At 58.1% G+C, this 19,163-nt stretch carries 17 protein-coding genes and 1 tRNA gene; 4 read left to right on the forward strand and 14 right to left on the reverse strand.

The window, feature by feature from the left end:
- Nucleotides 1-44: 44 nt before the first annotated feature.
- A complete protein-coding gene (locus J3361_RS21520) occupies nucleotides 45-1,463 on the reverse strand; it encodes a TIGR00366 family protein (RefSeq protein ID WP_053187292.1) in 1,419 nt (472 codons plus the stop codon).
- Between the two features lie 218 nt (nucleotides 1,464-1,681).
- On the opposite strand from J3361_RS21520, the gene J3361_RS29725 reads away from it, so the two are divergent.
- The 3 genes from J3361_RS29725 to J3361_RS21535 all read left to right on the forward strand — a co-directional run bounded on the left by J3361_RS29725 (nucleotide 1,682) and on the right by J3361_RS21535 (nucleotide 3,886).
- Complete coding sequence (locus J3361_RS29725; RefSeq protein ID WP_207966228.1) at nucleotides 1,682-2,998, forward strand: PAS domain-containing methyl-accepting chemotaxis protein; 1,317 nt, start codon at nucleotides 1,682-1,684, stop codon at nucleotides 2,996-2,998.
- A gap of 92 nt (nucleotides 2,999-3,090) precedes the next feature.
- Nucleotides 3,091-3,645, forward strand: a complete 555-nt coding sequence (locus J3361_RS21530; protein WP_207966229.1) for a DUF2975 domain-containing protein — start codon at nucleotides 3,091-3,093, stop codon at nucleotides 3,643-3,645.
- Between the two features lie 7 nt (nucleotides 3,646-3,652).
- Nucleotides 3,653-3,886, forward strand: a complete 234-nt coding sequence (locus J3361_RS21535; protein WP_207966230.1) for a helix-turn-helix transcriptional regulator — start codon at nucleotides 3,653-3,655, stop codon at nucleotides 3,884-3,886.
- On the opposite strand, the gene ggt is transcribed toward J3361_RS21535, so the two are convergent.
- The 11 genes from ggt to J3361_RS21590 all read right to left on the reverse strand — a co-directional run bounded on the left by ggt (nucleotide 3,868) and on the right by J3361_RS21590 (nucleotide 15,847).
- Complete coding sequence (ggt, locus tag J3361_RS21540) at nucleotides 3,868-5,700, reverse strand: gamma-glutamyltransferase (protein WP_207966231.1); 1,833 nt, start codon at nucleotides 5,698-5,700, stop codon at nucleotides 3,868-3,870. The two genes, J3361_RS21535 and ggt, sit on opposite strands and share 19 nt — an antisense overlap.
- Before the next feature lie 161 nt (nucleotides 5,701-5,861).
- Nucleotides 5,862-6,593: an SDR family oxidoreductase gene (locus J3361_RS21545; protein ID WP_207966232.1), complete on the reverse strand. Its 732-nt coding sequence runs from the start codon at nucleotides 6,591-6,593 to the stop codon at nucleotides 5,862-5,864.
- Nucleotide 6,594: 1 nt separating this feature from the next.
- Entirely contained in the window at nucleotides 6,595-7,368 is a 774-nt protein-coding gene (locus J3361_RS21550) for an SDR family NAD(P)-dependent oxidoreductase (protein ID WP_207966233.1), read from the reverse strand.
- 11 nt (nucleotides 7,369-7,379) lie between these two features.
- Nucleotides 7,380-8,528 carry an NADH:flavin oxidoreductase gene (locus J3361_RS21555; RefSeq protein WP_207966234.1) on the reverse strand — a complete coding sequence of 383 codons (1,149 nt, stop codon included), beginning with the start codon at nucleotides 8,526-8,528 and terminating at the stop codon, nucleotides 7,380-7,382.
- Nucleotides 8,525-9,757, reverse strand: coding sequence for an AfsA-related hotdog domain-containing protein (locus J3361_RS21560; protein WP_207966235.1), 1,233 nt, complete (start codon nucleotides 9,755-9,757; stop codon nucleotides 8,525-8,527). The genes J3361_RS21555 and J3361_RS21560 overlap by 4 nt, the downstream gene beginning before the upstream one ends.
- Nucleotides 9,758-9,785: 28 nt before the next feature.
- Nucleotides 9,786-11,012, reverse strand: a complete 1,227-nt coding sequence (locus tag J3361_RS21565) for a hypothetical protein (RefSeq protein WP_207966236.1) — start codon at nucleotides 11,010-11,012, stop codon at nucleotides 9,786-9,788.
- Complete coding sequence (locus J3361_RS21570; RefSeq protein ID WP_207966237.1) at nucleotides 11,012-11,767, reverse strand: outer membrane lipoprotein-sorting protein; 756 nt, start codon at nucleotides 11,765-11,767, stop codon at nucleotides 11,012-11,014. Before J3361_RS21570 ends, J3361_RS21565 begins: the two co-directional genes overlap by 1 nt.
- A 34-nt stretch (nucleotides 11,768-11,801) precedes the next feature.
- Nucleotides 11,802-14,132, reverse strand: coding sequence for an MMPL family transporter (locus tag J3361_RS21575; protein WP_207966238.1), 2,331 nt, complete (start codon nucleotides 14,130-14,132; stop codon nucleotides 11,802-11,804).
- Nucleotides 14,133-14,155: 23 nt separating this feature from the next.
- A complete protein-coding gene (locus tag J3361_RS21580) occupies nucleotides 14,156-14,686 on the reverse strand; it encodes a DUF2867 domain-containing protein (protein ID WP_207966239.1) in 531 nt (176 codons plus the stop codon).
- On the reverse strand, nucleotides 14,683-15,276 hold the full coding sequence (locus tag J3361_RS21585) for an NAD(P)H-dependent oxidoreductase (RefSeq protein ID WP_207966240.1): 594 nt from the start codon (nucleotides 15,274-15,276) through the stop codon (nucleotides 14,683-14,685). Before J3361_RS21585 ends, J3361_RS21580 begins: the two co-directional genes overlap by 4 nt.
- 25 nt (nucleotides 15,277-15,301) lie before the next feature.
- Nucleotides 15,302-15,847 (reverse strand): acyl-homoserine-lactone synthase, encoded by a 546-nt coding sequence (locus J3361_RS21590; protein WP_207966241.1) that lies wholly within the window; start codon nucleotides 15,845-15,847, stop codon nucleotides 15,302-15,304.
- A gap of 117 nt (nucleotides 15,848-15,964) precedes the next feature.
- On the opposite strand from J3361_RS21590, the gene J3361_RS21595 reads away from it, so the two are divergent.
- Entirely contained in the window at nucleotides 15,965-16,711 is a 747-nt protein-coding gene (locus J3361_RS21595; RefSeq protein WP_243458971.1) for an autoinducer binding domain-containing protein, read from the forward strand.
- A 105-nt stretch (nucleotides 16,712-16,816) separates the two neighbouring features.
- On the opposite strand, the gene J3361_RS21600 is transcribed toward J3361_RS21595, so the two are convergent.
- Both J3361_RS21600 and J3361_RS21605 read right to left on the reverse strand, forming a co-directional pair.
- A tRNA-Met gene (locus tag J3361_RS21600) sits at nucleotides 16,817-16,893 on the reverse strand.
- 103 nt (nucleotides 16,894-16,996) lie between these two features.
- Nucleotides 16,997-19,054, reverse strand: coding sequence for a methyl-accepting chemotaxis protein (locus J3361_RS21605; RefSeq protein ID WP_207966242.1), 2,058 nt, complete (start codon nucleotides 19,052-19,054; stop codon nucleotides 16,997-16,999).
- Nucleotides 19,055-19,163 lie beyond the last annotated feature (109 nt).

Genomic DNA, 19,163 nt, shown 5'->3' on the forward strand with positions numbered 1-19,163 from the left:
AAGAAGAAGTGGGCCGATAGAAATATCGGCCCCTTTTTATGGCTTTATGGCATCACTGGCGGCAAATACGTCAATGTCGTCCCGAGCGCCCACAGCAGCACCAGCACCAGCGGCGTGTGCACCAGCAACTGCACGAAGGAAAACCCGATCAAGTCCCTGGCCTTGAGCCCCAACACTCCCAGCAACGGCAGCATGTAAAACGGATTGATGAGGTTCGGCAGCGCTTCGGCGGCGTTATAGATCTGCACGGCCCAACCGAGGTGGTAGTTCAGGTCGTTGGCCACTTGCATGACGTAGGGTGCCTCGATGATCCACTTGCCACCACCGGAAGGAATGAAAAAGCCCAGCACCGCCGAGTAGACGCCCATCAACAAGGCGTAGGTGTCATGGGAGGCGATCTGGACGAAAAAGGTCGAGATATGGTGGGCCAGGGTCTGGGCATCGCTGCCCTTGACCGTGGTCAGCAGCGCGGCGATCGAGCCGTACAACGGAAACTGGATCAACACGCCCGTGGTGGTCGGCACCGCGCGGGCCACGGCGTCGAGAAAGCTGCGCGGCCGCCAGTGCAGCAAGGCGCCCAGCATGATGAACAGGAAGTTATACGTGTTGAGCCCGGAAATGGCGCTGATCGCAGGCTTGGTCGAAAACTCATGGAACAGCCAGCCGGCGGCCAGCAGCACCAAGGCAATGGTCAGTAGCGGGCTGTGCTCCAGCCATTCTCCCGGACGGGTACGGGGCTGCAATGCCGGCATACTGAAACTCGGATCGATTCCACACGCGGCGGCATCACGTGCGCTGTTGGGGCCGGGAGCGGTGGCGTAGGCGACAATCAGCGAGATCACGATCAGCGCCAGCAGCATCACGCCGGACTGCCAGAGAAAAATGGTCTGGGTAAATGGAATGACGCCCGTAATCGACAGGATCGACGGCGGCAGGCTGGCCGGGTTGGCCTGTAATTGCGCCGCCGACGAAGACAACCCCAGGGCCCATACCGCGCCGAGGCCCAGGTAAGCGGCGGCGCCGGCGGCGCGGTAATCCATCTTCAGGTCGGTGCGCCGGGCGAGGGCGCGCACCAGCAAACCGCCAAATACCAACGACAGGCCCCAGTTGAGCAACGACGCGACCATGGAAATCAGCGCCACCCACGCCACCGCAGAGCGACCGTTGGTCGGAATGCGCGCCAGGCGATCGATCAATTTTACGGCCGGCGGCGAGCTGGCGACCACGTAACCACCAATCACCACGAAGGCCATTTGCATGGTGAACGGGATCAGGCTCCAGAAGCCGTCGCCGAACGCCATGGCCGCTGCCGTGGGCGTGGCGCCGATGAATTGCGTCGCCACGGCGACCACCAGCACCGCCAGCGCGGCGAAGACCCAGGAGTCGGGAAACCAGCGCTCGGCGAAACTGGAACAGCGCAAGGCGAAGCGGGCGGAACGGCTGTCTTCAATGTCGGTGGTCACGGCAATTACCTCGTTTTTATGGTTATGGGCATTGATGGCGGCAAAGGCTTCAAGGGACAGGCGCAACACTAGAACAATCCAGTGACCATGGGAGGGCTATCGGGTTCGAGGGCGTCCTGGAATATTTTCACGAGGGGCTCGCGCTGCTCTTTAGAAAAAAACCGCCAGGCCGATGGCCAGGGAACAGCATTTAATTCTCCTGCTGTCGGAGCTGCCCAATGTTCAACAATCGCCTGAAGCAGGAGCTACTGGCTCTTCGCCAAGAACTGTCCAGCCTTGTGCAAGTCAAGGAAAGCCTGGATCGCGAAATGCTTGGCCTCACCCTGGATGCCGATGGACGGATTCAATCGGTCAATCAGAATTTCCTCGACGAGATGCGCTACAAGAGCCAGGACCTGATCGGCCGGCCTGTGGATGAGCTGGTTCCCGCGTATTTGAAATCCAATGAGTTCCAGGTTCGCTTCAAGTCGGCGCTGACCCGTGGCGAGCACTTCTCCGGTGCCGTGCGCCTGCTGCGGGGCAATGGCCAGGAAGCCTGGCTGCGTTCGATCCTCCAGCCCGTACGGAATGCTGACGGGCGGGTCCGCTATTTTTCGATGTATTCCAATGACCTGACCCGCACCATCGAATCATCCCGGGAACATGAAAACCTCATCGGCGCGTTGGTGCGTTCAACGGCGGTGATCGAATTCGACTTGGGTGGTCATGTACTGACGGCCAATGATCGCTTCCTCAACGCCATGGGTTACAGCCTTGCGCAGGTCAAGGGCAAGCACCACCGTACGTTTTGTGAACCTGAGGAATACAACAGCGCGGCCTACGAGCAGTTCTGGAAGCGCTTGAACAGTGGTGAATTTGTGGCTGGCCGCTTCAAGCGTCTCGACAGCAGTGGTCGTGAGGTCTGGCTGGAAGCCTCCTACAACCCGGTGCTCGATGCCAACGACCGACTGTATAAAGTCGTGAAGTTCGCCACCAACATCACCGACCAGGTCAACCAGGAAAAAGCCGTCGCCGAGGCGGCCAACATTGCCTACAGCACCTCGCTGCAGACCGACAACAGCGCCCAGCGCGGCACGACGGTGGTGACCCAGGCCGTGGACGTGATGCGCGACCTGGCCCGGCACATGCAAACCGCCGGTCAAGGCATCGAGGCGTTGAACGAGCAATCCCTGGTGATCGGCACCATCGTCAAGACCATCAGCGGCATCGCCGAACAGACCAACCTGCTGGCGCTCAACGCCGCGATCGAAGCGGCCCGGGCCGGCGAGCAAGGCCGGGGCTTTGCGGTGGTGGCCGATGAGGTGCGCCAATTGGCATCGCGCACCAGCCAGGCCACCGATGAAATCGTCGGCGTGGTTCGCCAGAACCAGGACATGGCCCGCAACGCCGTGGCGCTGATGACCGACGGCCAGCACCAGGCCGAACATGGACTGGCCTTGGCCGCCGAGGCGGGGACGGTGATCGTTGAGATCCAGGACGGGGCGAAAAAAGTGGTCGATGCGGTGAGCCAGTTCGCTAATCAGCTGTCCACGTAAGGTCTGTGATTATCGTTTTTTACATATTAATTATTGTTTATCGATAATTTATTGGTTATGTTCTGGGCTCCTTTATTCTATCGGAGCCTCACATGCACTCGAATCGTCTTGCCTTGTATAGCCAGCGGATGGCAGCCATCACCCTTGTTTTCATGGTCGCGATGATGGCCGTCAACGCTGTGGCCTGGCTGTATCCTGAGGCGACCTCGCGATACGGCCTGGGGTTTGCCCTGACCGAGCGGCAACTGTCGAGTCTGCCTGAAGAGGCGCTGCGGTTGACGGGATGGCAATGCCTGGGTGGAGCACTGTTGACGAGCATTCCCTTGCTGGCCCTGGCGGTCGGGCTTACCAACTTGCGCAGGCTCTTCAAGCACTACGCCCAAGGGCAGTACTTTTCCAGCGCCGCGGCGGTTTACCTGGGAAATGCGGGGCGCGCGGTGGCGGTGTGGGTGCTGTTGGACTTCATCTGCGAGCCGTTTCTCAGCCTGCTGGTGACGATCAATGCGCCGGTCGGCCAGCGATTGCTCAGCTTCAGTATTACCGCGCCGTCTTTCGTCGCTTTATTTCTCGCCGCCTGCATTGCGATCATTGCCCGGATACTGTCCCAGGCCAGTGAAGTCGATTCAGAAAACAGAACTTTCGTTTGAGATCGTCATGCCCATAGTTATTCAACTTGATGTGATGCTGGCCATGCGCAAGGTCAAATCCAAGGACCTTGCGGCTGCAATCGGCATTACTGAAGCCAACCTTTCCTTGTTGAAACAAGGAAAGGTCAAGGGTATCCGCCTGGCGACCCTCGAAGCCATCTGCAGTTATCTGCAATGTCAGCCTGCGGATCTGCTGGTCTATCAACCGCCAAGCGAGTTGGATCAGTCGCCCAGTGCCTGACCTTCGCGTCTTGGGTCGGCGCCGCCGGCCAGTGAGGTTTTCCCCTGAGCATCACGCACCCGGACAATAGCCTGGGTGCCGCTGTTCATGTCGATTTCGCTCACCGTGTGGCCCTTGTCTTTCAGCGCCTGGACCAGCGTCGGGCTGAACTGTCCTTTCTCCAGTTCGGTGGGGCCATTGCGGCTGCCGAAGTTGGGAAGGTTGATGGCGGTTTGCGGATCCAGGTTCCAGTCCAGCAGGCCGATCACTGACTTGGCGACGTATTCGATGATCTGCGAGCCGCCGGGGGAGCCGACAGCGGCCAGCAGTCTACCCTGATGGTCGAAGATCAATGTCGGCGCCATGGACGAGCGCGGGCGTTTGCCGGGTTCGACGCGGTTGGCGACTTTTTGCCCGTTCTCTTCAGGGATGAACGAGAAGTCGGTCATCTGGTTGTTGAGCATGAAACCCTGGACCATCAAGTGCGAGCCGAACGCCGACTCCACCGTGGTGGTCATGGACACCGCACCACCCTCGTCATCCACCGCCACCACTTGCGAGGTGGAAATGCGCAGTGGCGAGCGGTCCGGCGCATAGGCGACCTGGATGCCCGGCGGTGTCCCAGGCTTGGCGACGCCCATGCTGCGTGGACCGATCAGGCTGGCTCGGCTGGCAAGGTAACCTTGATCGACCAGTCCTTCGAGCGGCACGGCTACAAAATTCGGGTCGGCGATGTATTGGGCGCGGTCGGCGTAGGCCAGGCGCTCGGCTTCGACGATCAGGTGCACCGCTTCTGGAGAAGGTTCAATGCCGGCGGGTTTATCGGTCTTGAGGGGTTTCAAGGGGGCGAGGGCCGCGTTGCTGTCGCGCTGTTCCAGGGCCTGCAACGTCCCGAGGATCTGTGCTACGGCAACCCCGCCCGAAGACGGTGGTGGCATGCCGCAGATTTGCCAGCGCTTGTAGTCGGTGCACAACGCGGGCCGTTCCCGTACGGTGTAGTGCTGGAGGTCGTTCAGCGAAAGGCTGCCGGGGTTGGCGTGACCCTGCACCTTGGCGACGATCTCCTCGGCAACCGGCCCTTTGTACAAAACATCGGGACCTTCGTTGGCGATGCGCTTGAGGACCCCTGCCAAGGCCGGATTTTTCAGGACGGTGCCAACGGCCTTCGGGCTGCCATCGGTATTGAGAAAGTATGCCGCCATGTCCGGCGAGTCCGGCAAGGACGGGTCGGTCGCGATCAATGAATGCAGCCGGGGTGAAATCGCGAAACCGTGCTCCGCCAGTGCGATGGCCGGCTCGAACAGCGTCGCCCATTTCAGCCGGCCGTGTTTGCGGTGGGCCAGTTCCAGCGCGCGCAACACCCCCGGGGTGCCAACGGAGCGGCCGCCGATCTGAGCGGCGGTAAACGGCATGGGTTTGCCGTCGGCCTGCAGGAAAAGTCTTTCGCTGGCGCCGGCCGGTGCTGTTTCGCGGCCGTCGTAGGTGCGCACGGCCTCGCCATCCCACAGCACGATGAACGCACCGCCGCCAATGCCCGACGATTGGGGTTCCACGAGGGTCAGCACCGCCTGCATCGCAATCGCTGCGTCGATGGCCGAGCCGCCGCGCCGGAGCATCTCCCGCCCCGCCTCGGCCGCCAGCGGGTTGGCCGCAGCGGCCATATGCCTGTCGGCGCGGCGAGTCTGCAGGTCGGCGCGGTAGCCGGACGAGATTTCCGGAGCGGTGGGTAATACTGCGCTGGTAGAGGTGGATGGCGGGGTCTTACAACTGGTGAGTGTCAGTGCGATAGCCAATAGCGAAACGGCTGACAGTCGATTGCGGTTGAGCTTGAGCATTATGCGGTCGTCCTTGGTCGATGTGATGACTGTATCGGCCTGGGCGCAATGGGGCAACGGCGTGTCGAGGGGCAATAGGGCGAGTGATTGTCGAATAACCCGGCCGTCAAACAGGGTACGGGCCTGCTTGCGAAACGTTCGACCGGGTTGAAACAGGTTGATTACTGGTCCGTCAGCGTTCTGATTTCCTTGAACTGGCCTGACACCAGGTACTTGTGAAGGCCGCCGTCAAACAAGTCCCATACCTGCTCGGCGCGTTGCGTCGCCGGGGTGACGTAACCCTCCGAGGTTGCGCGATCTCGCAAGGCGCAAATTTCCGGGAAGTCCCGGACATGGGGGCCATCCAAGGCGTTTTTCAACAGATCGGTTTGCATGTTGCACAATCCCAGCACCGCGAAGAAGCTCTGCGGATTTTCCGAGGCATAGACTTGCGCCATCGCGTTGAGGGCGGCCTTGGACACCCCGTAGGCCAGTGTCCCGGCTCTCAGGCGCACGCCCGCGATCGAGGCGCAAAACAGGCACTGTTTGATGCTGAAGCGGCTCAGTAGCAGGTCAAGGATGATCTTGTTGGCGATCAGATTGACGTTCAGTACGGTCTGGAACTCGCCCAGGCTGATGTCACTGGCCTTGCGCGGGGAGGGGCCGAACATTCCGGCATTGAGTACCACCAGGTCAAAGGTGTCGCAGCGCCATTGAGTGAACAGCGCTTCAAGTTCTGCCGCCAGTGGCTCGGGGCGACTCATGTCGACGGCACCCCAATGGAAACAAGGGTGATGCAGCATGTCGGGGGGCGTTCGCGAGCAGCCATAAACCTGATAACCCTCAGCCAGGAATTTGCGTGCCAGTGCTTGCCCGAAACCACGACTGACGCCGGTAATGAAAACGCTTTTCATATCAGAATTTTCCGCTCGCATAACCGCCGTCGACGGGCATGATCGTACCGGTCACATAAGAGGCTTGTTCGCTTAACAACCAGAGCACCGCATTGGCCACTTCATCGGCCAGGCCGAAGCGCTTCATGGCGGTCACATTGATTTTGCGCTGGGTATTTTCCGGTGCCGCCAGCAGGCGTTCCGGGCTGTTCATCCCGCCGAGAATCGGACCCGGAGCAACGGCATTGACACGAATGCAGGCATCATTTTCCAGTTTCGCGTTTTCTATCGCCGCCACTTGAGTCATCGCGTTGATAGCGTGTTTGCTGGCCACATAGGCGGCCTGCCCACCGATAGGCATTACGCCTGCGCAGGACGACGTGTTGACAATGGAGCCGCCCTGGCCGACGGCAAGCATCATTTGCAGTTCATGCTTCATGCATCGATAGGTCCCATTGACATTGACGTTCATGACCGTCTCCCAGTTATCGGCGCATGAGTCGGCGATCTTTCCGTACGCTGCCGTGATTCCCGCGTTGTTGAACGCGCCGTCGAGCTTTGCGTAGTCCCGTTTGATGATGCCGAACGCTTCGTCGACTTGCAGCGGATCCGCCACGTCACATTGAATGAACCGGCAGTTGCTACCCAATCGGTCGGCGAAGCTGGCGCCTTTGTCAGAATCGCGTGCGAGCACGATCAACTGTGCGCCTGCCTCCACTAGTCGTTCACTGACCCGAGCCCCGATGCCACTGGTTCCGCCGGTAACCAAGTACACCTTCCCTGAAAAGTCGTGCATGTCTTGCTCCTTTAAACGAGTGCCGGTCTTAGATAGTTGGGGTTTACACAGCAATAAACTCGGTCGAATCGAGGGTTGCTTTTATCTTTGAAACATTGCCCGTCCCACAGGCAGCGATTGATCTGGTGCGCTCGCCCTTCAAATGTCTTATTGATGAGATCGTTGTCGGCAAAGAGCGCTCGGGACATGCCTATCCAATCGCATACGCCCTCTGCCAGCAGGCGTTCCGCTTTGTCCAGGCCATCGATGAAACCGGCGTAGCCGACTGCAACGGTCGACACCGATTTGATGGCCCTGACACCTGCCTGCAGGTACTCATCCATGGCCGGTGAGTACGTCAAGAATTGGTTGAAAGTGGCGCCGACACACATCGAACATTCCAACGCGCTGACACCCGCCCGGCAAAGCGCCTGTACCGTCTCTTTCAATTGGCTGAATTGCAGGCCCTTCTCTCCAAGGCGATCATCGATGCCCAGGCGAACCGTAATCAGCAGGTGGGGACCGGTCCGGCGCTGGATAGCCTCTATCACTTCCAGCAACAACCGGGCGCGGTTCTCTTCGCTACCTCCGTAACGGTCGGTTCGCTGGTTGGTTGCCGGTGATAGAAAGCTCCCCAACAGGTATCCGTTGGACGCCTGCAACTGTACCAGTCGAGCACCCGCGCCCCAGGCCAGCCAGGCTGAATGGGCAAATTGCTCAACCACTTCAGCGATATCTGCCTCGTCCATGATACGAACCCGGTAATTCGGATCGAGTTGGGAGACCCGGGGACAGGGCACTCCGCTGGGCGTCATCACTGGCGCATCGGTGAGGGTCGTAGTGCCTTGTCCGCCGTAGTGCTGTAACTGAACGCCAACCGGCACACCCACCTGCTCCGACCAGGCGAGCAGAGGTTTGAGGGCGCTGGCCTGCTCGGGGGCATACAACCCAAGGCCAGCGCTTTGAAGCCGTGATTGCGCGGACACGGTGGCATTGCTCAGGAACGCCATGGAGCAGCCGCCTGCCAAGATGGACTTGTAGAAGTCCAGCATGGCTGGGGTGAAGCAGCCATTTTCATCGGCCAGATCAATGCCCATCGGGGCAAAGAACAGGCGGTTTTTCAGCTTCAGGTGCGGCGACAAGGACAGCGGCTCTAGCACATGCCGGTAGGCGTCATTCATACACTCAGTTCCAGCACGGGAGATGCGGCCGGCTTCTGGATGGCATCCTCCATGGCATCGGTGCCAAGCGTTTCCTGATGGGAGAAATAAGCAAATTGCTTGAGCACTTCTCGCCATTTATAGCGCAGCGTTGGGTCAAGATCCGCCAGATGGAGTTTGATCGAGCGCCCATCGACCGCGCTTTGCTCGTGAAGCGCATGCACGGGCAACATCACGATACCTTCGTTTTCCAGATACAGATAAACATGGCCATGGGTCAGTGAATCCAGGGCAATGGTCTTTTCCATGCAGCGAACCTGCAGGCCGTTCATTGCCAGCAACTCCAAGTGACCGCAGATGTGTCGGCCGCAGTCGAGGCGCACCAGGACTTCGTTGCGTATGCCTTTGAGCGGCCGGAACCAATGTGCAGCGTTGATGTTGATGTTTCGCATGCGCTTGAAAACCGGCATTTTGATCGCTTCACCGCGCAGGCGAATATCGGCGACCAATTCACCGTTCTGGAAGAATCTCGCTCGCTTGTCGACTTTACGCGCTCGTTGTTGAGTTTGTTCGTCGTAGTCACACACCAGTACATCCACCTGATAGGACGATTCGGTGTAGCGAGGAAAGCAGGAGAGCAAATCGACGATGGAAATCGAAACTTCGCCGCGACGATAACCACTGTGTTCGTAAAACTGTGCATACATGGCTTGTCGCGCCACTTCTATCAGCATCAGTCCGGGAACATGCTCGTGATGTTTGCGATAGAAAAAGTAGTTGGACGTATCATTGAACAAGGTGTAATACACCATGCCCTGTTGCGGGTAGCCCGGTACCCTTTCAAGCGCGTTATAGACCTGTTGCCGTTCGGTAACGCCCAGGTCTGTGCATTCTCCGAAACAGCCCAGCCTGGCTTCGGTGCTTTCAAGCACCCACAGTCCTGTCAGCACGAATTCGCCATCCTGCTGGGTATAGTGGGTCGTGAGCTCTTCCAGGCAACTGTCCAGGCCATGGCGTTGCAGCGCCTCTGCGCTGAACCGCTCGGGCAAGGTGCGTAATACCCACCGTTCGCCGCAGGGGCGATAGGCCTGTCGAATCGCCTCGATGGCGATCGGGTCTGAAACTGCCGTGTCGACAAAGGCATTCGTCAGCCAAGCGGGCAGCATGTTGCGAGCATCATAGATCAGCACATCATCGTCGTGACTTTTATGCACGATGTCTTTACTGATTTTTCGTTCCAATTCGATCATACAGGTCCCTTTGTTCGCGTAATCCGCGTTACCAGTAATAACTTAGTGATGTGGTGACTACAGCGTCTCGCCGATAGCCGTAGATAAATTCTTGGTCGTCATTGAGCGAAGGTATGAAGGCTTCGGCTGTTAGCTTCAATGACTGTCCCAGGCGCCGCGTCAGTTCGATCTTGTACAGTTGACTGGCGTAGATCCTGTCCAGGGCGACGGTCGCCAGCAGGTAGGTATCGGCGCTGTCGTTCAGGGTATACCGGGCCCCTAGAACGATATCGTCCTGCAAAGGATTGATAGACCGTTTGCCCATGCCGTCGCGGTTGTATTCCAGTATCAAGCCCAGATCACCACTACCGCCCATGAAACTTCCCAACGTATGTTCCAGGCCTATCGTCACGGCGGCGTAGTTGCGCTCGCGCAGGGCCAGGTCCAACTGTCCAGTGCGGTAGATCGCTTCAAGCTTATAAAGCGTCTGCTCCGTCACGTACTGGCTATCCAGGCCCAGTTGTGTGACGGGGCTGTATACCGGCGCGAACCACGCTTCTGCGTCGTGGCGGATTGGCACGAACGATGGGTCTCGTGACAAGCCGTGAAACACACTCAGCCCGAGGTCAACATCGGCCATGTCCGGCTCCCACCGCATTGCGAAGCCCGGATACCACTGGCCTGCGCCGCTGCGATATTGGGCGCGATCACCCTCGATACCCGGCATGGTCCGCAGTCTTCCATCACGCCCGGCGTAAGTTGCCTGTCGCGAGTACGGCAAGTAATACGCTTCCAATACGCCGCGGGTGGATAGCTGGCGCAACCTGACCATGGGTTGTCCCAGTTTTTCATCCGAAAAGACCCCTTCGACACCATCACGCTGGTTGATGATGTCGACCAGATTCTGCGACTCGGTCTTGCCCCAGAAAACGCTATCCACCCCCCAGGTTATCTGCGTGTCGCCCAAATTCTGGTCGAGCTTCAATTCGCGAATATCCCAATGGGTCCTTGCGCGATCGGTGAAGTCTTTTCGATAGAAAAGCTTGCCGGTCAGCAGCACGTCGTCCGCAGGGTCCCCGGCCTTGAGCTGAGGGGTCAATGCATAGCTGTAGTCAGGGCCGGTATGTTGTTGCGGTGCCGGCTCATGAAAATAGGCACGGTTCTGCAACTGAATGTTGCCTTCCCACTGAACGTCCCATTCCGCTGCTTGAGAAGCGCCGGCCAATACGCACAAGCCAATCCAGCCGAAACAGTTTTTATAAGGGACGCCAGGCATTAACGCAGCCGCATTAAGGCAGAGCTGTCGAAGTCAGTCGCTTTGAATCCCACGCCGAATTCGTAATCGGACATCAGCAGGTCCGTGGATTTACCGGTCTGGTGATTGAACATCTTCTGGCTGTTGGGCCGCCAGAAACCCTGATATTGGCGGTAGTCGGACAATACCAGGGTCTTGAGCAAGGCCTGCTTGCGATCGAAGAAATCGATTTTTACCGGTTGGTTGTTCTTTATATCGAAATACACCACTTGCTTGCTGTACCCAGAGTTGGCGTCTCTTGGGATACGGGAAACCACCTGCACCTGAGTATTGCCCAGGTCCTCCGCACGCAAGTACTCGTAAGTGTATTTATCCACTTCTTGGGAGGTGAAATCCTCAAAGGCAAACTCAGATCCCACGAACGGGCCGGACTTATTGCTTGTGGAGATGCGTTTCACGCGTTTTATCGAGGGCAAGTAAAGCCACTGGTCATCGGCGTTTTCGATATGCGGATGGTTCAGCAGTGCGGTGCCGCGAACATCGGCCGGTGAGGAAAAAACAACCAGGGTGTTATCGCCCGAATCCGCGGAGTTTTTCTCCAATGTGTTGAGCACCAGCAAGCGGGAAATCGATTCACCTGCCGCGTTATGCAGCACCATGTTGATGTTGACCCGGCTGTCTTTGAAACCGGCATCGCTCTGGTCGTAGGCGACGGCGATAAGACGGCCTTGTTCACTTTTCGAGTCTTGCGCTGCTGCCACGGCGAAATGGCTCATGCATACAAGCGTCAGGGCGAAGGGGAGTGAGTGCTTAAGCAAGTTCATATACCTCGGGAACGGACTGTTGACGGCCCTGCATGGCGAGCAGGGGCGTGACGAAGAAAAACGTGGACACCATTGACAGGCCAATGGCCAGGAACGTCAGCATCCCCATGTCGACGTTGAGCTTGAAGGTGGAAAAGAACAGCGATAGGAAGCCCAGCATCAGGACCGCTGTATTGGCCATGATTGCCGGACCCACAGCAATGAACGCCTGTCTGGCCGCTTCGGCATTGCTGCAGCCGTAGGTGCCTTTCGTCCGCGTGTACTTGGTGAGGAAGTGGACGGTATCGTCGACAATGATCCCGATGGAAATTGAAGCGACCGCTGCGATGGAGAAGCCTACCGTCCCTTCAACCAGCGCCCAGACGCCAAAAGCGGCCATGATGGGCAACGTTGTGGATACGAGGCACATCAACCCCATCAGCGGGCTGCGAAGCAGCAGTGCAATGGCCACGGAAATGGCCAGCACAGCCAGTACCGTGCTGGACGCGAGGCTGTCCAGGTTGCGCTGGGCAATCATTGAAACCATGACGGTGGAGCCGGTAGCGGAACTCGCCATAGAAGGGTGATGGGTCTTGAGCCAGTTTTCAGCGTTTTCGATGAAGGCTCGGGACTGTTCCGTTGTGACATCGCCCAGCATGACCGTGACCCGCGAGGCGGTTTTGTCGATATTGATGCGATCGTTCAGATCCAGGCCATAAGGCAAGGACATTTCATACAGCAACAGAAACTGCGCCGCGGTTTCGCTATCGGTCGGCAGGCGCAACGCTTCCTGCATGTCACCGTTCATGTTCTTGTTGAGCCTCTTGAACACATCAGCGACGGCATAGACATGGCTGACGTGGGGTTGGGCGCGCAAGTAGGTGACGAACTCATCGAGGTTTTGCAGGTAGGTCGGGTCGCTGATGCTCGCTGTGCCATTGGCCGGTATTGAAAACTCGACAGGCGACAAGCCGAACTGCTTCATGATCCGATCAGACTGCTGGCGGAAGCTGTTACCTTGCTCGACGTACTTGAACCAGTCATCGCTCAAGCGCAGTTGAGACATGCAGACGGCCAGCAGGCAAAGCGACACCAGGACCGTCGCGCAGATCTTCTTGCGATGGCGAATGATCGCATCGGCTACGCGCTCGACCCGCGGTGTGCCTTCCAGTTGCGCAGACGTTCCTGTCAGTCCGGCCCATCGCATGAGCGACGGCAGCAAGGTCAACGACAACACCCAGGCCGCGGCAATGCCAACGGCCGTGATCTGACCCAAATGTTGCAGCGGCGGCGACTCCGATGAGTTGACGGCCAGAAAACCCAGCAATGTTGAAAGCGCTGTTACGGTGATCGCAAAGAAGTTATCGACCAATGCTTTGTGGATCGCGGCGTTGAGTTGCATGCCACGGGAAAAATTGTTTTTTGCCGCGAGCAGTAAGTGGTTGGCGTTGGCCACGGAGATGGTCGCCACGATAACGGGGGCGGAAAACGAGATAGGGGACATCAGGATTCCGGCAAATCCTGCATAACCCATGGCAATGATCGAAGAGCAAAGCACCAGGCTCATGACCATCGCCGCCTGGATAAAGGATCTGTTCATTACCCACATGGCAACGAAGAGCAGCAAATACATCGCAGGGGTCAAGTGAAGTAAATCGTACAGGCCCGCTTCGGCAAACGCGTTATTGAGCATCGAAGTGCCGGACACCAGGATGTCTATGTCGGGGTAGCGAGCGCCGAGTCTTTCAACCATCGCTCTGGCCGCAGCGGCTGCCTGCGGGACCTCATCAAGCGAGAGTTCCGGATATTTAAGCGACACGTTGATGGCCATCGCACCGGCGTCCTGACTCACCAGCAAGCCGCTAAGGAGTGGTTCGGCCATCGCCACGGTCCGCAGATCTGCCAGTTGTGAATCACTCAACGATCCGGCTTGGCTCACCAGATTGGAAACCTCCAGATCGTCGCCGGTGGCACGACTATGCTGAAAGTTGGTCAGCGAATCGACTCGGGTGGAGTAGGGCAGTTGCCAGGCTTGCTCGGTCAGCTCGGCGGCGAGCTGCAAGGGCCTGTTGGCGAAGATGTTGCCTTCTTTTGGCATCAGGACGAAAAAGAAGTTATCGCCTTTTGTATAAGTTGATTGGAAGTTTTCATACGCCAGGACTTCAGGGTTATGCGCCGAAAAATAGACTTTGTAGTTAGTGGCTATCTTGATTTGAGCCAGGCCGAAGGCAAAGCTTATTGTCAACAATAGGCAAGCCGTCATGGCTGATTTCGGCCATCGTTGGATAAATCCCGCCCAGGCAGATACCCACCGATCGGTGTGGTTTAACAACTTCATACGTGTCCTTATGCTGGCTGGCGTCAACCCAAGCGGTTGAGCAAGGTCTTCACAACCGCCCGATGGAAGGGCGTGATCAAACTTACGTAGACTTTCCCCACGCGCGAAACGGGGTTCACTATGGATGTAATGTAGAGCCTCTGTGCCGGCGGATGCGCTGACAGATAGATCGAGATCGATACGGTGAAATGGCGGTCATCCAATTGGAGCTCAAGCTCTCGCGGACTGATGGACACAACGGTGAAGAAATCCAGACGGTCACCTTTCGTCACAATGGGCGAATCAAGCTCTTGCGCCCGAAAACCGTGAGTCGGGTTCATCCCTAAAGGGACCACCATTCGATCCCGCAACCTCAACAATCCATTTACCCAGCCGGGGGCTTTCGCCGTCATCGACAGGTAGCAGGACAGCGCACTGTCAAACGGCGCGCTGGCGGTCTGTCGGCTAAAGCAATCTGCATAGAATGCATTGTCGAAACGATGGCGGCAGAGGCTGTCCTTATGGGGCAAGGTTTTGGTGGCCTGGAAAGCTCCACTCGCTGCGCCATGCTTCATGAAATCAGGGCCACGCTCATGGCTTCGGCGCTGAGCAACAGCTTTTCATAGACGACGCTCGGCGGTTCGCAGGTTTGCGTCACGTGAGCCAGCATGTCCTCGGTGCATTGGTCGATTTGCGCATCGCTGGCAAACACCGACTCATAGAAGACAAAAGGCGTGACCAGTCGAGCCTTGACGTAATTTGCGGTCTGCTGGAATGGACGCAGCAACTCATCGAGCGTGAAGTTATTGAAGCCGGTTGCACGGTAGCCATCTTCCGGAGCACCCACCGAAATACACAGCATCAACTCCTTGTCCTTGAGTTTGTCGCCCCCGCGAGCATAAGCGAACCCGGGGGTGAAGACATCATCGATCCATTTTTTCAACAACGCAGGGCACGAGTACCAGAACAGTGGGAATTGCAAAATAATCCGTTCACATTCGATCAGGTCTGCTTGTTCGCGGCCAATATCGAATACAGCATCGGGATATTGTTCGGCCAGGTCCTTCACCTGAAATGGGGTTCGCGTCAGCAGCGCGGTTTTCCACGTGGCGTTGACGCGCGATCTAGCAAGATCAGGGTGAGCAATAATTACCAGGGTTTTCATTGAGAATCTCGAGAGTTAAGAACAGTTAAACGGCCATGCTGCAAGCGACCAGAGTTCGATCATTGAGGACTTTGGGTTCAGCCATCATTTCGAAACGAATGCCACCGCGTTTGAGCAGTCGTCCCACGCCGATAGGTGACACCGAGATGAGGCGCGTCGCGCCGAAGCTCTTGGCGTAGCGCATGGTGGCCTTCAGAAGGTCAATGGCACATTCATCGCCCATTTGCTTGTCGTTGGCGGGGTCGACGAGGTCCAGCGCGGCAAACCGTGACAACTCCCAGACGTCTGCTCGGGCGGGAGCCGCATGCTTGCCGAGCAGGGGGGAGAAGACTTCGCTGAGCAGGTACGGGGAGACAGTCGGCAAGAGCCGGGCACAGCCTTTGATCGTGCCGTCAGGCTGTTCCGCCATGATGTAGTGAGCACCTTCGTGATCGAACTGATCGAGTTCACAACGGGCTGTCGTCTGCAATTGCCAGCCCAGGCGTTCGACGAACACCTCGTACCGATAGCGTGCGAGTCGGCGCAGTTGGAGAGGCGCCATGGTCTTGAAGCATCCATATACGTATTGCATCGGTCGTCCTTGCCCTAGCTGAAGCGGCGCGGATTAGAGCTCAGTCCGATGGGAGCGGCAACTCGTAAAGTTGACAGCTGTTCGAATGTTTATAAAACCGATAACATTGCAAAGCCAATGAGTATTACCCAAGGAGAGGGGGGGCTGATGACGGATTGTTATGCCGAGCTTTTAGACGACGCCATGCGGGCGTCCAGTGTTGCGCAGTTATTTGAAAAAATAGTCACAGTCTCCCATCAACTGGGTTTCGAGTATGTCGCTTACGGCTCGCGCCAGCGCTTCCCGCTCACCCGCCAACGTTTGTTCCTCGTTAGTAATTATTCAGATGCCTGGAAGAGTACCTATGCTTCGAAGCGCTATCTGGAAATAGATCCCTATGTCGCGAAATGCCTTAAAAGCCAGCAGCCTGTCGTTTGGGATGAGTGTCTGAAAACACAGGAGCCGGAATTCTGGGATGACGCACAGAGTCATGGCCTGACTGATGGGTGGGGGCAGGCTCTTGCCGATTGTAAATCGCAGGGGCTGGTGACGTTTGCTCGATCCGGTGAAACCATCACTCCCTGCGAACTCAAAAAGAAGCAGGCGGCGCTGTGGTGGTTAGGCCACATCACTCACATGGGGATGGGGCGTCTTATTCATCGCGCAAATTCTCCCCAGGAGCAGACTCAAACTCAGTTGTCGCAGCGAGAGAGGGAAATCCTCCAGTGGACGGCCGATGGCAAGAGTTCGGATGACATAGCGGTGATTCTTGGCATTTCGCAACGCACCGTGAACTTCCATATTGATCACTCGATCAAGAAGCTCGATTGTCAGAACAAGATTGCCGCTGCTGTGAAGGCGTCGCTGCTGGGCCTGCTCTGGTAAACAGAGCAGGTGAGGTGAAGATCTGGAGGGCCAGACACAAGAAAGCCCGCACTAGGCGGGCTTCTTGTTGTTCAAAGACATTCAGGAACGTCTTTGAACAGGACTTGGTGGCTACACAGGGACTTGAACCCCGGACCCCAGCATTATGAATGCTATGCTCTAACCAACTGAGCTATGTAGCCAAGTGGCGCGCATTATTCGCCGGTAACGAAGATGTGTCAAGCGTAAATCTGAAATATTTCTCTGCGCTTTCAACCGCTTAACAATCGTCGCTGCAAATCCCTGTCAGCCGAGCTGAAATCTCCCTGTGTTGGCACTCAAGGCCTGGCTTCCCTGGCTCAAGGTATCGGCCGCCACATTCACGGCCCGTGCGCCTTCGAGCAGGCGCATGGCCGCCTGGTCGACCTGCTGGATGTTGCCGCTGACTTCGTCGGCGGTGCTGGCTTGTTCATCCACGGCGGTGGCGATTTGCGCCAGGGTGTCGGTGACGCTTTGCACGGCGTTGGCAATTTCGCCCAGCCGTTCGCCGAGGCCGGTGACGGCTTGGGCGTCGGTCTGGGCTTGGCCGCAGGCGGCCTCCATCAGGCTGACGGCTTCGTTGACCGTGGCGCGCAGGCTGTCGACGGTGCCGGCAATCTGTTGCGTGGAGGACTGGGTGCGTTGCGACAGGCTGCGCACCTCATCGGCGACCACCGCGAAACCACGGCCCTGTTCGCCGGCGCGAGCCGCTTCGATGGCGGCGTTGAGGGCCAGGAGATTGGTCTGCTCGGCGACGCCACGAATGGTATCGACCACCAGTTGGATCTGTTGCCCTTGTTCGCTGACCCGCCCCAGTGCGGCGGCGGTTTCGTTGAGTCGCTGGTTGAGCTGCTGGATGCTCGCTGTGGTGCGCTGGCTGTCGCGGCTGCTGTCGGCGGCGATGCGCCGGGTCTGCTGGGCGCTGTCGGAAGCTTGTTCACAGCTCTTTGCCACACCTTGGGAGGTGGCGGCCAGTTGCGTCGCGGCGGCGGCGATCTGGCTGATTTGCATTTGCTGGGCCTCGACCTCTCCCAGGGCGCCGCTGGAGTGTGTATTGAGGGTGCGCACGGCGTTGCTCAACTGCAACGTCTCGTGATCCACACCCAGCAGGCTGTTGCGCAACTGCACCACGGCGACGTTGAGGGCGGTGCTGATGGCCGCCAGTTCATCGCGCCCTTGCACCGGCACTTGCAGGCTGAGATTACCGTCGCGCAGAGCCTCGGCCAGTAGGGTGATACCGCTGGCGCTACGCCGGATCGACGCTTGCAGGCAGACAAAAAGATACAGCGCGGCCAGCAGCAGGCAGCCGAGGACCATCGCGACCAGGATGAACTGGCGAATCGCCGAGCCATGGTAGTGGTCCAGTCGCGTATCCAACGCCACCAGCGATTGTTGCCGCAGGGTCGCCAGGTCGGCGAGGAGGGCGTCCATGTGTTTTTCGAAGTCTTCCGGCTTCAGGTTGATGGCGCCGCCGAACACGCCGTCATCCAGCACTTTGAGGCCGGCATCCAAATGTTTGAGGCTACCTTGGAATTGGCCGGCCCAAGTCTGCAGATCGCTGGGCAGGCGGGTTTCCAGCAATGTTCCGGTCTTGACCAGTTGATCCCGGGCGTCGCCGATACGGCTGCGCAGGTCACGCAGTTGCAGGCGGCTCTGCAAGGTGAACTGGCCCGATACGACGGAGGCCTGGCCGACGCTGGCGAGGCGGCCGACCCGTTCGATCAGGTCCGGCGTCTGCTGGGTGGAAATCTGGGTCAGCAGATAAGTCTCCAGCCAGGAGGCGAGGGTCAGGCGGTTGTCCATGACCATCTGTTCGCGCAACGCCTGCAGGGCGCTAAGGGCCGCGGTGAAGCGGTCGTAGCCATCCGGCCACCAACCCACGCTGCCCAGGCTTTTCGAATCCAGGCCGTTGAGGCTGGTTTGCAGGATTTGGTAGCGGGCGAGGGTATCGGCTTCGGCCCCTTCGGTTTGCAGGGTATTGGCCAGGTCACTGGCGGCCTGGTTGAGGGCCGGTTGCACTGCATCGTACGCCGCCATGGCGGCCAGCGTCGCGGGTGTTGGCTGCCGATTGGTCTCGGTGGCACGCCACCGGGCGGCGCGGTTGCGCTGGGCGGTGAGCAGGTTGTCGAGGTTATCCAGGGCCAGCAATTGGCGTACCCCGGCGCGTTCCCCGGAAATCAGGCTGAGTTTGTCGCGATAATCCTGGCCGATGAGCCACAGGCTGCCCATGAGCGGCAGGATAAAAAGCAGGAACAGTAATTGGAATTTGCGGGCGAATCCGAAACGCCCCAACAACCTGATGCCTGGTGATAGAAAAGCCTGCATGCCCATACTCCCCTGAACACCCCTGCACTGTTTTTGTGCGTTTCTACACAGTGCTAAAACGGGTGCCCTTTTAAAAGGCTTCGAAAGTTTGTCCAAATTGGCTCGGTAG

This window comes from Pseudomonas sp. OA65, from assembly GCF_017498305.1.
Taxonomy (GTDB): domain Bacteria; phylum Pseudomonadota; class Gammaproteobacteria; order Pseudomonadales; family Pseudomonadaceae; genus Aquipseudomonas; species Aquipseudomonas zanjanensis.

Bases quoted from the DNA above. Each gene is read 5' to 3' on its own strand.
- J3361_RS21590 (WP_207966241.1), bottom strand. From the start codon at position 15,847: ATGCAATACGTATATGGATGCTTCAAGACCATGGCGCCTCTCCAACTG.
- J3361_RS29725 (WP_207966228.1), top strand. From the start codon at position 1,682: ATGTTCAACAATCGCCTGAAGCAGGAGCTACTGGCTCTTCGCCAAGAA.
- J3361_RS21530 (WP_207966229.1), top strand. From the start codon at position 3,091: ATGCACTCGAATCGTCTTGCCTTGTATAGCCAGCGGATGGCAGCCATC.
- J3361_RS21560 (WP_207966235.1), bottom strand. From the start codon at position 9,757: ATGATCGAATTGGAACGAAAAATCAGTAAAGACATCGTGCATAAAAGT.
- J3361_RS21575 (WP_207966238.1), bottom strand. From the start codon at position 14,132: ATGAAGTTGTTAAACCACACCGATCGGTGGGTATCTGCCTGGGCGGGA.
- J3361_RS21580 (WP_207966239.1), bottom strand. From the start codon at position 14,686: ATGAAGCATGGCGCAGCGAGTGGAGCTTTCCAGGCCACCAAAACCTTG.
- J3361_RS21585 (WP_207966240.1), bottom strand. From the start codon at position 15,276: ATGAAAACCCTGGTAATTATTGCTCACCCTGATCTTGCTAGATCGCGC.
- J3361_RS21570 (WP_207966237.1), bottom strand. From the start codon at position 11,767: ATGAGCCATTTCGCCGTGGCAGCAGCGCAAGACTCGAAAAGTGAACAA.
- J3361_RS21545 (WP_207966232.1), bottom strand. From the start codon at position 6,593: ATGAAAAGCGTTTTCATTACCGGCGTCAGTCGTGGTTTCGGGCAAGCA.
- J3361_RS21535 (WP_207966230.1), top strand. From the start codon at position 3,653: ATGCCCATAGTTATTCAACTTGATGTGATGCTGGCCATGCGCAAGGTC.
- ggt (WP_207966231.1), bottom strand. From the start codon at position 5,700: ATGCTCAAGCTCAACCGCAATCGACTGTCAGCCGTTTCGCTATTGGCT.
- J3361_RS21605 (WP_207966242.1), bottom strand. From the start codon at position 19,054: ATGCAGGCTTTTCTATCACCAGGCATCAGGTTGTTGGGGCGTTTCGGA.
- J3361_RS21595 (WP_243458971.1), top strand. From the start codon at position 15,965: ATGAGTATTACCCAAGGAGAGGGGGGGCTGATGACGGATTGTTATGCC.
- J3361_RS21555 (WP_207966234.1), bottom strand. From the start codon at position 8,528: ATGAATGACGCCTACCGGCATGTGCTAGAGCCGCTGTCCTTGTCGCCG.
- J3361_RS21550 (WP_207966233.1), bottom strand. From the start codon at position 7,368: ATGCACGACTTTTCAGGGAAGGTGTACTTGGTTACCGGCGGAACCAGT.
- J3361_RS21565 (WP_207966236.1), bottom strand. From the start codon at position 11,012: ATGCCTGGCGTCCCTTATAAAAACTGTTTCGGCTGGATTGGCTTGTGC.